This is a genomic window from Actinomadura citrea (genome assembly GCF_013409045.1).
Lineage (GTDB): Bacteria > Actinomycetota > Actinomycetes > Streptosporangiales > Streptosporangiaceae > Spirillospora > Spirillospora citrea.
Genome location: NZ_JACCBT010000001.1, coordinates 5,065,526 through 5,078,150, shown reverse-complemented (window position 1 = coordinate 5,078,150; position 12,625 = coordinate 5,065,526). Strand labels below are relative to the sequence as shown.

General features: G+C 74.8%; 8 protein-coding genes and 1 pseudogene. All 9 read left to right on the top strand.

All coding sequences use genetic code 11. The features are described from left to right. Window positions 1-37 precede the first annotated feature (37 nt). Window positions 38-934: pseudogene (locus tag BJ999_RS23765) on the top strand (NAD kinase); the annotation flags it as partial. 202 nt (window positions 935-1,136) lie between these two features. Beyond that, entirely contained in the window at window positions 1,137-2,843 is a 1,707-nt protein-coding gene (gene recN, locus BJ999_RS23760; protein ID WP_179835332.1) for a DNA repair protein RecN, read from the top strand. Between the two features lie 140 nt (window positions 2,844-2,983). Next, on the top strand, window positions 2,984-4,222 hold the full coding sequence (gene steA / locus BJ999_RS23755) for a putative cytokinetic ring protein SteA (RefSeq protein ID WP_179835331.1): 1,239 nt from the start codon (window positions 2,984-2,986) through the stop codon (window positions 4,220-4,222). Further along, a complete protein-coding gene (locus BJ999_RS23750; protein ID WP_179835330.1) occupies window positions 4,219-5,172 on the top strand; it encodes a copper transporter in 954 nt (317 codons plus the stop codon). The genes steA and BJ999_RS23750 overlap by 4 nt, the downstream gene beginning before the upstream one ends. Before the next feature lie 4 nt (window positions 5,173-5,176). Next, a complete protein-coding gene (locus BJ999_RS23745) occupies window positions 5,177-6,199 on the top strand; it encodes a hypothetical protein (protein ID WP_179835329.1) in 1,023 nt (340 codons plus the stop codon). A gap of 48 nt (window positions 6,200-6,247) precedes the next feature. Beyond that, window positions 6,248-7,909, top strand: coding sequence for a murein biosynthesis integral membrane protein MurJ (murJ, locus tag BJ999_RS23740; RefSeq protein WP_179835328.1), 1,662 nt, complete (start codon window positions 6,248-6,250; stop codon window positions 7,907-7,909). Next, the gene (locus BJ999_RS23735) at window positions 7,902-9,095 is read left to right on the top strand and encodes a glycosyltransferase (RefSeq protein ID WP_179835327.1); all 1,194 of its coding nucleotides are present in this window, start codon (window positions 7,902-7,904) and stop codon (window positions 9,093-9,095) included. The genes murJ and BJ999_RS23735 overlap by 8 nt, the downstream gene beginning before the upstream one ends. 227 nt (window positions 9,096-9,322) lie before the next feature. Then, window positions 9,323-10,327 carry a TerC family protein gene (locus BJ999_RS23730; RefSeq protein ID WP_179835326.1) on the top strand — a complete coding sequence of 335 codons (1,005 nt, stop codon included), beginning with the start codon at window positions 9,323-9,325 and terminating at the stop codon, window positions 10,325-10,327. A gap of 76 nt (window positions 10,328-10,403) precedes the next feature. Continuing rightward, window positions 10,404-12,599, top strand: a complete 2,196-nt coding sequence (locus BJ999_RS23725) for an acyl-CoA dehydrogenase family protein (protein ID WP_179835325.1) — start codon at window positions 10,404-10,406, stop codon at window positions 12,597-12,599. The last annotated feature ends 26 nt before the right edge of the window (window positions 12,600-12,625 follow it).

Here is a 12,625-nt window from a genome sequence, read left to right as displayed (position 1 = left end):
CTGTACGCCGGAGCGCGTCGGGGAGTGGGGCGGGAGCATGAGCACAAGGTCGGTGCTGGTCGTGGCGCACACCGGGCGGCCCGAGGCGGTCCGCAGCGCGCAGCTGGTCATCGAGCGGCTCAGCGAGGCCGGGATCTGCGTGCGGGTCCTGGACGGCGAGGCCGACGACATCGGCTGCACGGGCGTGGAGGTCATGCCCAGCACCGCCGCGGCCGCCGACGGCGCCGAGGTCGTCATGGTCCTCGGCGGTGACGGGACGCTGCTGCGCGCCGCCGACCTCACCCGCAGCTCCGGCACCCCGCTGCTCGGCGTCAACCTCGGCCACGTCGGGTTCCTCGCCGAGGCCGAGCGCGAGGACCTCGCCGCCACCGTCGACCGGGTCATGACCCGCCGCTACGACGTCGAGGAGCGCATGACCGTCGACGTCACCGCCCGCCGCAACGGCACCGTGCTCGGCACCACGTGGGCGCTGAACGAGGCCAGCATCGAGAAGGCCGAACGGGAGCGGATGCTGGAGGTCGTCGCCGAGATCGACGGCCGGCCGCTGTCCAACTGGGGCTGCGACGGTGTGGTGTGCGCCACCCCGACCGGCTCCACCGCCTACGCGTTCTCCGCCGGCGGCCCGGTCGTGTGGCCTGAGGTGGAGGCGATGCTCGTCGTGCCGATCAGCGCGCACTCGCTGTTCGCGCGCCCGCTGGTGGTCTCGCCGCGCTCGTCGGTCGCGGTGGAGGTGCTGCCGGACACGCCCCGCGCGGTGCTGTGGTGCGACGGGCGCCGCACGCTCGACCTGCCGCCGGGCGCGCGGGTGGAGGTCCGCCGCGGCGCCGAGCCGGTGCGGCTCGCGCGGCTGCACCTCACCCCGTTCACCGACCGGCTGGTCACCAAGTTCGGGCTGCCCGTGACGGGCTGGCGCGGGCGGGTCCGCCAGCCGTCCCGGCCGTCCCCGCCGCTCGGGGACTCCCAGGTCGGGGACGCCCCGGCGGCCGGAGGCATCGCCGGATACCCGGGCCCCGGCTTCCCGCCGCAGGGTGCGCCCCCGGGGCCGGACGGGGAGGCGGCGGACGAGCAGAGGGGATAATCTCCACAGGCGCTGATCGGGGATCTGGTTGCGGAGGGTTGTGACGCTGGTGCGTCCGATGGTCGATGAGGTGCGGATCCAGGGCCTCGGGGTGATCGACGAGGCCGTGCTCGATCTGTCGCCGGGCTTCAACGTGGTGACGGGGGAGACCGGGGCGGGCAAGACCATGGTGGTCACCAGCCTCGGGCTGATGTTCGGCGGCCGCGCCGACCCGCAGCGGGTCAGGCCCGGCGCGGGGCGCGCCACGGTGGAGGGCCGGATCGTCGTCGATCCGGGCGGCCGCGTGGTCGAACGGGTCGAGGACGCCGGCGGCGAGCTGGACGACGGTGCCCTGATCGTCACGCGCTCGGTGTCGGCGGAGGGCCGCTCCCGCGCGTTCCTCGGCGGCCGGTCCGTCCCCGTCAGCGTGCTGATCACCCTGGCGGACGACCTGGTCGCCGTGCACGGGCAGTCCGACCAGCAGCGCCTGCTGCAGTCGTCGCGGCAGCGCGGCGCGCTCGACCGGTACGCGGGCGGTGCGCTGACCAAGCCGATGCGCGCCTACACCAAGGCCTACCAGCGGCACCGCCAGGTCAGCGCGCTGCTGGAGGAGCTGACCACGCGTGCGCGCGAGCGGACCCAGGAGGCCGAGCTGCTCCGCTTGGGTCTGGAGGAGATCGAGAAGGTCGACCCCAAGGACGGCGAGGACACCGACCTCGCCGCCGAGGAGGAGCGCCTCGGGCACGCCGACGCGCTGCGCGGCGCCGCCGACACCGCCCACGAGGCCCTGCTCGGCGACCCCGTCGCCGCGTTCGAGGCCGCGAACGTGACGGGCCTGCTCGGCCAGGCCCGCAACGCGCTGGACGTCGTCCGCGACCACGACCCGGAGCTCGCGGCGCTCGCCGACCGGCTCGCCGAGGCCGGCTACCTGGTCTCCGACGTCGGCACCGACCTGGCGTCCTACGCCGAGTCCGTGGACGCCGACCCGGCGCGGCTCGCGGCCGTCCAGGAGCGGCGTGCCGAGCTGACCGCCCTGACCCGCAAGTACGGCGGGACGGAGGGGACGGTCACCGAGGTCCTGGAGTGGGCGCGCAGGTCCGCGTCCCGCCTCGCGGAGCTGGAGGGCGACGACGACCGCATCGACGAGCTGCGCTCCGAGCACGCCGAGCTCACCGAACGGCTCGCCGCCGAGGCCGCGGAGCTGACCGCGGTCCGCACCCGGGCCGCCGAGAGGTTCTCCGAGGCCGTCACCGAGGAGCTGACCGCGCTGGCGATGCCGCACGCCCGCGTCGTCGTCACCGTCGCCCCGAGCGGCGACTACGGCCCGCACGGCGTCGACGAGGTCGAGGTCCGGCTCGCCCCGCACCCGGGGTCGCCGCCGCTGCCGCTGCACAAGGGCGCCTCGGGCGGCGAGCTGTCCCGCGTGATGCTGGCGATCGAGGTCGTGTTCGCGGGCGCCGACCCCGTCCCGACGTTCGTGTTCGACGAGGTCGACGCGGGCGTCGGCGGCAAGGCCGCGGTGGAGATCGGGCGGCGGCTGGCGCGGCTGGCCCGCAACGCCCAGGTGATCGTCGTCACGCACCTCCCGCAGGTCGCCGCGTTCGCCGACCAGCACCTGCTGGTGGAGAAGTCCGACGACGGAACCGTCACCAGCAGCGGCGTCACCGCCCTGGACCGGGAGGGACGCGTCCGGGAGCTGTCGCGGATGCTGGCCGGCCTGGAGGACTCCGAGCTCGGCCGCGCGCACGCCGAGGAACTGCTCGCCATGGCCGCCGAGGAACGGTAGCGGCGGCCGAAGACCCCACGTCAGCGCCGCCGCGGGCCACCGTCCGCTCCGGCAAAGACTACAGAGAGTGCCCGAACGGACACGCCTGGAAGATCGGCCTTTCCGGCGTCCGCTCCCGTGCTCTGGCAGGATGGCAGTTGATGAACGAGTCGTCACCCACCGCAGAGCGACGCCTCCGGCTGGCCCAGAGGCTGCCCCGGCGCGTGCTCACGCTGGGCCGCGGCCGCGACGACGGGCGGCCCGGGGTCAGCGCGACGGTCCGGCTCGACCGCCGCACCAAGGACCTGACCAAGCGGCTGCAGCCCGGCGAGGTCGCGGTGATCGACCACGTCGACCTCGACCGCGTCAGCGCCGAGGCGCTGGTGTCGCGCGAGGTGGGCGCCGTCGTCAACGTCGCGCCCAGCATCTCCGGCCGGTACCCGAACCTCGGGCCGCAGATCCTGATCGAGGCCGGCATCCCGCTGGTCGACGACGTCGGACCGGAGATCTTCAGCAAGCTGCAGGAGGGCGACCAGGTCCGCGTCGAGGGGCCGGCCGTGCACCGGGGCGAGGAGGTCGTCGCCAAGGGCACCGAGCAGACCGCCGAGTCCATCGAGGAGGCGCTGACCGAGGCCAAGGCCGGGCTCGCCTCCCAGCTGGAGGCGTTCGTCGCCAACACGATGGAGTACGTCAAGCGCGAGCGCGACCTGCTCATCGACGGCGTCGGCGTCCCCGAGGTGGCCACGAGGATCTCCGGGCGGCACGCCCTGATCGTCGTGCGCGGCTACCACTACCGCGAGGACATCGCGACCCTGCGCCCCTACATCCGCGAGTACCGCCCCGTGCTGATCGGGGTGGACGGGGGCGCCGACGCGCTGCTGGAGGCCGGCTACCGCCCGGACATGATCGTCGGGGACATGGACTCGGTCTCCGACGACGCGCTCACCTGCGGCGCCGAACTCGTCGTGCACGCCTACCGGGACGGCCGCGCGCCGGGCCTGAAGCGCGTGCACGAGCTCGGCAAGGACGCCGTGGTCTTCCCCGCCGCCGCCACCAGCGAGGACATCGCGATGCTCCTCGCCGACGACAAGGGCGCCACCCTGATCGTCGCGGTCGGCACGCACGCCAACATGGAGGAGTTCTTCGACAAGGGGCGCGCCGGCATGGCCAGCACGTTCCTCACCCGGCTCCGCGTCGGCAGCAAGCTCGTCGACGCCAAGGGCGTCAGCAGGCTCTACCGCAGCCGGATCTCCACCTGGTCGCTGCTGTTCCTCGTCCTCGGCGCGTTCATCGCCATCGTCACCGCCGTCGCCATGTCCCCGGCAGGGGACGTCATCAGTCCCCTGCTCGCCGACCGCTGGCACGCCTTCCTCTTCTGGCTGACCGGACTCTTCACGTGATCGATTTCCGCTACCACCTCGTCTCCATCGTCGCGATCTTCCTCGCGCTGGCGCTCGGCATCGTGCTGGGCTCCACCACGCTGTCCAACTCGGTGAGCGACACCCTGCGCCAGCAGGCCAACTCGGCGGCCAAGACGGCCCAGCAGGCGCGGCTCGCGCAGCGCGACCTGCGGCACCAGCTGGACGGCGAGGAGCAGTTCACCAAGGTGCTCTCGCCGCAGATCGTCGCCGACCGGCTCAAGGGCCAGTCCGTGGTGCTGATCGAGACGCCCGGCGCCGGCAACGACAGCATCGAGCAGATCAGCCGGCTGGCCAAGGACTCCGGCGCCGCCGTCACCGGGCGCGTCACGATCCAGAAGAAGCTCCTGGACGACGACCAGCAGACCACCGTCGACGAGCTCGCCACGCAGCTCAAGGCCGGCGACGTGAAGTTCCCGGAGAACGCGGGCGCCTACGGCAAGGCGGGCGCCGTCCTCGCGAACGCGCTCGTCACCAAGGACCCCGCCAAGTCCGGCCGCGAGGACGCCGCCGGAGGCGCCGTCCTCAACGGCTTCAAGCAGGCCGGATACGTCACCACCAGCGGCAAGCCCGGCCAGCACGCCACCCTCGCCGTCATGGTCGCGCCCGCCGCCGCGTACGCCTACGCCGGCGGCGGCGACGACAACAAGGCACTGATCTCGCTGGCCTCCGCACTCGACGGCGCCGGGCGCGGTACCGTCGTCGGTGGCCCGCCGACCTCCGCGCAGGAGGGCGGGCTCATCGCGGCGCTGCGCGACTCCGACGCCGCCGACGCGGTCTCCACCGTCGACGTGGTGGACACCGCGGCCGGCCAGGTCGTCACGATCCTGGCGCTGCAGAACGAGATCGGCGGCAAGTCCGGGCAGTACGGCACGGGCGCCGGTGCGAGCGGCTACCTGCCCTCGCCCGCGCCCACGGCGGAGAACGGGTGACCTGATGAGACGTGGCATCGCCAGGAGCACGCGGCTGGCGGCCGGCGTCGGCCTCGGCGCGGTGGCGGCGCGCGCCGCCTACACCGCGCTGACGCGGCGCCCGCCCGGCCTGAACGGGCTGCCCGGCGAGCAGGTCTGGGGCCGCACCAACCACCGCGGTGAGCCGGTCACGCTGCTGGAGGGCCCCGCGTTCGTCGCGGGCGCCGCCGCGGCCGGGCTGCTGGCCCCCGGCGCCACCGGCCGGATCCGCGCCGCCGCGCTGCTGGCCGGCGCAGGTTCCGGCGCCCTCGGCGGCTACGACGACCTCGCCGGCTCGGCGTCCTCCCGCGGCTTCAAAGGCCATCTGACCGCGCTCGCGCGCGGCGAGGTGACCAGCGGCGCGGTGAAGATCCTCGGCATCGGCGCGACCGGGCTCGCCGCCGCCGCCGTCGCCGGTTCGCCCGCCCCGACCCGGACGGGCCGCGCGTTCGACACCCTCGTGAACGGCGCCGTCGTCGCCGGGTCCGCGAACCTGATGAACCTGTTCGACCTGCGCCCCGGGCGGGCCGTGAAGGTCGGCCTCATCGCCGGGACGCCGCTGGCGCTGACCCGCTCGGGCTCCGCCGTGGTCGCCGCTCCGCTCGGCGCCGCCGCCGCGCTGCTCCCCGAGGACCTCGGTGAGCGCGCGATGCTCGGCGACACCGGCGCCAACGCGCTCGGCGCGCTGCTCGGCCTCGCCGCGACCCGCCTCGGCCGGGGGCCGCGGCTCGCCGTCCTCGCCGGGGTCGCCGGGCTGAACGCCGCCAGCGAGTTCGTCAGCTTCACCAAGGTCATCGCGGGCAATCCGGTGCTGAACCGCGTCGACATGCTCGGCCGCCGCCCGGTCGCCGTCCCCGCCCCGGCCGCCCCCGAAGCCGCGAGGCAGGAGGCCGGGGAGCGGGAGGCCGGGGAGCGGGAGACCGCGAAACCCGACACCGAGGACGCGTACCGCCCGGCCGTCCCGCCGCAGGCCGACCGGGCGGGCGACGGCGTCGGCGACCCCGCCTAGCCCGCCGGAAGCCCCCCGCAGATCTCGACGAGCGTGCCTTCGCCTACCGTGCCCCCATCCGAAGCGCCACCGCCGCCCCGGCGGCGGTCGGCCGCGAGCCGGCTGACCGGCGGTCTGGCCGGGGCCGCCGTCGTCATCGCGGTCATCACCGTGCTGGCGCGGCTCGCCGGGTTCGGGCGCACCTACGCCTTCTCCCAGACCGTCACCACGTCGTGCCTCAGCCAGGCGTACTTCAGCGCCACGCAGCTCCCCAGCAGCGTCTACGAGATCGTCGCGGGCGGCGCCCTCGCCAGCATGGTCGTGCCGGTGCTGGCCGGGCCCGCCGAGCGCGGCGACCGCGACGAGGTCCGCCGGACCGGGTCGGCGCTGCTCACCTGGATCGTCGTGCTGATGGTGCCGCTGTCGGCGCTGATGGCGCTCCTCGCCCACCCCCTCATGGAACTGGCGGTGGCCGAGGACCCGCAGGGATGCTCGCGCGGCGAGGTCGTGCGGGTCGGCGGGGACATGCTGGCGATCCAGTCCGTCCAGATGGTGATGTACGGGATCGCGGTCGTGCTGTACGGGCTGCTGCAGTCGCACCGCCGGTTCGTCGCGCCCGCCCTCGCGCCGCTGGTGTCGAGCCTCGTGGTGATCGGCGCCTACGTCGTCTACGCGCCGCTCGGCAAGGGCTTCGAGAACGACCTGGCCGGGCTGCCGCTCGGAGCCGAGCTGACGCTGGCGATCGGGACGGCGCTCGGCGGCGTCGCGATGGCCGCCACGGCCGCGGTCGCCGCGTGGCGGCTGCGCCTGCGGCTGCGGCCCACCCTGCGCTTCCCCGACGGGGTGGCGCGGCGCGTGCGGCGGCTCGCGGCGGCCGGGATCGCGACGGTCGCGGCGCAGCAGCTGGCGACGCTGCTGGTCGTCCGCCTCAGCTCGCAGGGCACCCGTGGCGCGCTCGCCAACTACCAGTACGCGTGGGCGATCTACCTCCTGCCGTGGGCGATCCTCGCGGTGCCGATCGCGACCAGCGCGTTCCCGCTGCTGTCGGCGCGGATGAGCGCGGCGGACCATGACCGGTTCGACCAGGTCACCGCGTCCACGACCCGCGCGGTGATCCTGGTGTCGTGCGCGGGGGCCGCCGCGCTGGCCGCCGTCGCCGTGCCCGTCGCGGCGGTGTTCAACCCCGGCCACCCCGACCAGCAGGAGGTGCTGTCGCGCGCGGTGCTCGCGTTCGCGCCCGGCCTCCTCGGCTACGGGCTCGTCGCGCACCTCGGCCGCGTCCTGTACGCGTGCCACCGGGGGCGGATGGGCGCGGCCGCCGTGGTCGCGGGCTGGATCGTCGTCATGGTCGCGGAGGTCGCGCTGGTGCTGTCGGTCGACCGGCAGTGGGTCGTGGCGGCGCTCGGCGTCGGCAACGCCGTCGGGATGACCGTCGCCGGCGCCCTGCTGCTCGTGACGCTGGTGCGCGCGAGGGGCGCCGCGGCCGTGCGCGGCGTGCCGCGGGCCCTGGCCGCCGGGCTGCTCGGCGCCGCGGCCGGAGGCGCCGCCGGATACGCGACGGCCGCGCTGCTCGGCCTCGGCGGGACGGGCCCGGCCGGGGAGCTGCGCAACGTCGGGACCGGAGCGCTCGCGGCGCTGGCCGCCGGCGCCGTCTTCCTGATCATCGCATTCGTGATCGACGGCCGGGACCTGCGGGCCGTCCTCAGCCGGAAGGTCACCCGCAATGTCTGACAGGCAGGATCTGGACGGGCTGCGCGTCGCGCTCGTCCTCGGCACGAGCGCGGGCGGCGTCGGCCGCCACGTCCGGTCCGTCGCCGAGGGCCTGGTCGAGCGCGGCGCCCGCGTCGTGGTGTGCGGGCCCGCCGCCACCGACGAGCTGTTCGGGTTCGGCGCCGGCGGCGCCCGGTTCGCCGAGGTCGACCTCGCCGACCGGCCCCGCCCGGCGAGCGACGCCAGGGCCGTCGGCCGGCTGCGGCGGCTCCTGCGCGACGCCGACGTCGTCCACGCCCACGGCCTGCGCGCCGGGGCCCTCACGGTGGCGGCGTGTGCGCGCGTCGTGCCGGGCCCGCTGCGGTTCGCGCGGGGCGGCCCGCCCCTGGTCGTCACGCTGCACAACGCCGTCATCACCGGGGGCCGGACGGCGGCGGTCTACGGGGTGCTGGAACGCGTCGTGGCGCGTGGCGCCACCCGCGTCCTCGGCGTCTCGCCCGATCTGGAGGAGCGGATGCGGGCCCTCGGCGCCCGGTCGGTCGGGCACGCGATCGTCCCGGCGCCCGCGCCGCAGGCGCCGCCCGGCCCCGCCGCCCGCGCCGACCTGCGGGCCGAGATCGGCGTGGGGGAGCGGCCGCTGGTCGTCACCGTCGCCCGCCTCGCCGAGCAGAAGGGCCTGCCGACGCTGCTGGACGCCGCGGCGGCGTGGGCGGGACGCACCCCCCCGCCGCTCGTCGCGATCGCGGGCGACGGGCCGCTGGAGGACGGGCTGCGCGCCCGGATCGAGGCGGAGGACCTGCCCGTCCGGCTGCTCGGCCGCCGCTCCGACGTCGCCGGGCTGCTGGCCGCCTGCGACGTGGCGGTCGTGCCGAGCGTGTGGGAGGGGCAGCCTCTGGTCGTCCAGGAGATCCTGCGGGCGGGCCGGCCGCTGATCGCGACCCGCGTCGGCGGGATCCCCGGCATGGTGGGCGCCGAGGAGCGGGAGGAGGGGGCCTCGCTGCTGCAGGGGCCCGAGTCCGACGCCGCGCTGCTGGTGCCGCCGAACGACGCCGATGCGCTCGGACGCGCGGTGAGCCGCGTCCTGGACGACCCGGCGCTCGCGGCGCGGCTGGGCGCGGCCGCCGCCCGGCGGTCCGCGCTGCTGCCCGGCGAGGACGACGCCGTCGAGCAGCTGGCGGAGCTGTACCTGGAGCTGACCGGACCTTAGACGCCGCCTCCGGCGCTCCGGTTCGACGGCCGGGCCGGAAAAATCGCGGGGGAGGGGAACCGTCCCGGCGCGGCCCGCGTTGAAGCGGGTAACGGAGGGGAGTATCCCCGCGCGCGGTTCTCGTCAATACGGTCGGCCCATGCCGGCCCGGGTTCCGCGGCCCGTACCCGATCACAGGGCGGGAGAGACCTCCGGCGCTCGTCTCATGTCCGCCGGAGGTGTTCACGTTGTCGGTCTCCCCTCTCGTCTGGGGCCTCACCATCGCGGCGATCCTTGCGATCATCGCCGCCGACCTGTTCCTGATCCACCGCAACGACACGCGGGAGTTCACCACCCGCCGCGCCGCGTTCTGGTCGGTGGTCTACATCGGCCTGGCCGCCTTGTTCGGGCTCGGCGTCTGGGCGTTCTCCGGCGGGGAGTACGCCGCGCAGTACTTCGGCGGCTTCGTCATGGAGAAGAGCCTCAGCGTCGACAACCTCTTCGTGTTCATGGTGATCCTCGCCCGGTTCGCCGTGCCGAAGCACGCCCAGCACACGGTGCTGATGGCGGGCATCGTGATCGCTCTGGTGCTGCGCGGCGCGTTCATCGCGGTCGGCGCCGCCGCCATCGCGACCTTCACCTGGGTGTTCTTCCTCTTCGGCGCGTTCCTCATCTGGACGGCGATCGGCCTGGTCCGCGGCGGCGACGAGGACGAGTTCAAGGAGAACGCGCTGCTGCGCTGGGCCAAGCGCGTCATCCCGACGTCGGATGAGTACGACGGCAGCCGGTTCCTCACCCGGCGGAACGGGCGCCGGCTGGTCACCCCGATGGCCATCGTCATGATCGCGATCGGCTCCACCGACGTGCTGTTCGCGCTGGACTCCATCCCCGCCATCTTCGGTCTGACGACCGAGGCGTACCTGGTCTTCACCGCCAACGCGTTCGCGCTGATGGGCCTCGTCCAGCTGTACTTCCTGCTCGGCGGCCTCGCCGACCGCCTCGTCTACCTCGGGCACGGGCTGGCGTTCATCCTCGGGTTCATCGGCGTCAAGCTGATCCTGCACGCGCTGCACGAGTACGGCGCCGGGTGGGCGCCGGACATCCCGATCTGGCTGTCCCTCGCCGTGATCGCCGGGACGCTGGCCGCCACCGCGGTCGCCAGCCTCGCCGCGGGCCGCAGGCCGTCCCGCGAGCCGCTCCCGAAGGCCGAGCCCGCCGCCGAGGCGGAGACCCGGGCGACACGCGAGGGCTGAGAGCGGGGCCGCGTCCCCACAGCATCCGAATGCTGTTCTAGAATCTCGGTCAAAAGGGTCGAGAGAGGGTTGACGCATGGCCATCGGGCTGACCGAGGAGCATGAGGCGCTCGCCGAATCGGTGCGCGGCTTCGCCGAGCGCAACATCACGGCGACGGCCGTCCGGGCCGCGCTGGACGCGGAAGAGGAGACCAGGCCCGGGTTCTGGCCGGCCCTCGCCGGACAGGGCCTGCTGGGCCTGCACCTGGACGAGGAGCACGGGGGGCAGGGCTTCGGCCTGCTGGAACTGTCGGTCGCGCTGGAGGAGCTGGGCCGCGCAGCCGCGCCCGGACCGTTCCTGCCGACCGTGCTCGCCAGCACGGTCATCGACGCCTCCAGCAACGCCAAGCTGCGCGCCGAGCTGCTCCCGGGCCTCGCCGACGGGTCGCGGACGGCGGCCGTCGCGCTGGACGGCGAGCTGACCGGCCGCCGCGAGGGCGACTCGCTGGTGGTGTCGGGGACGTCGGCCACCGTGCTCGGCGCCGCGCTCGCCGACGTGCTCGTCCTGCCGGTCGCCGTCGACGACGGCGAGCAGTGGGTGGCGGTGGACGCGTCCGACCTCGCCGTCACCCCGGTGGCGAGCCTGGACCGGGTCCGCCGCGTCGCCTCCGTCGAGGTCTCCGGCGCCGCCGTCGCCGCCGACCGCGTCCTGGACGGCCTCACCACCGGCCGGGTACGGGACCTGGCCGCCGCGCTCTTCGGCGCCGAGGCCGCGGGCCTGGCCGGCTGGCTGGTGACGACCGCCGCCGAGTACGCGAAGGTCCGCGAGCAGTTCGGCCGCCCGATCGGGCAGTTCCAGGGCGTCAAGCACAAGGCCGCCCGCAGCCTGATCGCCCTGGAGCAGGCCCGCGCCGCCGCGTGGGACGCCGCCCGTTCCCTGGACGAGGGCACCGAGGAAGCCGGCTTCGCCGCCGCCGTGGCGGCCGTCATCGCGCTGGACGCCGGCGTGCAGACCGCCCGCGACGCCATCCAGATCCTCGGCGGCATCGGCTTCACCTGGGAGCACGACGCCCACGTCTACCTGCGCCGCGCCCTCACGCTGCGGTCGCTGCTCGGCCCGTCCAAGGGCTGGGCGGCCAAGGTCGCCGCGCTCGCGCTGGACGGCGGGCGCCGCGAGGTCGTGCTGGAGCTGGACGAGGACGCCCAGCCGCTGCGCGAGCGGATCCGCGGCGAGATCGCCGAGCTGGCCGCGATCGAGGACAAGGACGCGCTGGCCGAGCGCCTCGGCGACGAGGGCTGGACCGTCCCGCACTTCCCCAGGCCCTGGGGCCGCGAGGCCGGGCCGGTCGAACAGATCCTCATCCAGCAGGAGCTGAGGGCCGCCAAGGTCAAGACGCCCAACCTCGGGATCGGCGCCTGGCTGGTGCCCTCGCTCGTCCGCTACGGGACCGACGAGCAGAAGGAGCGGTTCCTGCGGCCGACGCTGCGCGGGAAGATCGTGTGGTGCCAGCTGTTCTCCGAGCCGGGCGCCGGCTCGGACCTGGCGTCCCTGTCGATGAAGGCCGAGCGGGTCGAGGGCGGCTGGAAGCTCACCGGCCAGAAGATCTGGACGTCGCTCGCCCAGCACGCCCAGTGGGGCTTCTGCATCGCCCGCACCGACCCCTCCGCCGCCAAGCACGACGGCATCACCTACTTCCTCGTGGACATGGCGTCCGAGGGCGTGGACGTCCGCCCGCTGCGGGAGCTGACCGGCGACGCCCTGTTCAACGAGGTCTTCCTGGACGGCGTCTTCGTCCCCGACGACCGCGTGGTGGGCGAGGTGAACCGGGGCTGGCAGGTCGCGCGCAACACCCTGTCCAACGAGCGGGTGTCGCTGTCGACCGGCGGCGGCCTCGGCATGGGCGTCCCCGAGCTGCTGCGGTTCTTCGCGAACCGGGACCTGGACGCGGTCGCGGCCGCCGAGGTCGGCAGGCTCGTCGCCCAGGGCCAGTCGATCGACCTGCTCGGCCTGCGCACCACGCTCAAGCAGCTGAACGGCGTGGAGCCGGGCGCGGAGGCCAGCGTCCGCAAGCTGCTCGGAGTCCAGTTCAACCAGGACGTCGCCGACCACTGCTGGGCGGCGCAGGGCGCGGCCGCGGCCACCGAGGTCCCGATGGCCGAGAGCGGCATCGTGGGCCGCGCCATGCTGTTCAGCCGCGCGATGACCATCTACGGCGGCACCACCGAGGTGCAGCTCAACATCATCGGCGAACGCATCCTCGGCCTCCCCAGGGACCCCGAACCAGGAAAGTAGCCGGGCCAGGCCCGGTCCTCCGCCCT

Excerpts from the sequence above, each read along its gene's own strand:
- recN (WP_179835332.1), top strand. The coding sequence starts at position 1,137 with ATGGTCGATGAGGTGCGGATCCAGGGCCTCGGGGTGATCGACGAGGCC.
- steA (WP_179835331.1), top strand. The coding sequence starts at position 2,984 with ATGAACGAGTCGTCACCCACCGCAGAGCGACGCCTCCGGCTGGCCCAG.
- BJ999_RS23745 (WP_179835329.1), top strand. The coding sequence starts at position 5,177 with ATGAGACGTGGCATCGCCAGGAGCACGCGGCTGGCGGCCGGCGTCGGC.
- BJ999_RS23735 (WP_179835327.1), top strand. The coding sequence starts at position 7,902 with ATGTCTGACAGGCAGGATCTGGACGGGCTGCGCGTCGCGCTCGTCCTC.
- BJ999_RS23725 (WP_179835325.1), top strand. The coding sequence starts at position 10,404 with ATGGCCATCGGGCTGACCGAGGAGCATGAGGCGCTCGCCGAATCGGTG.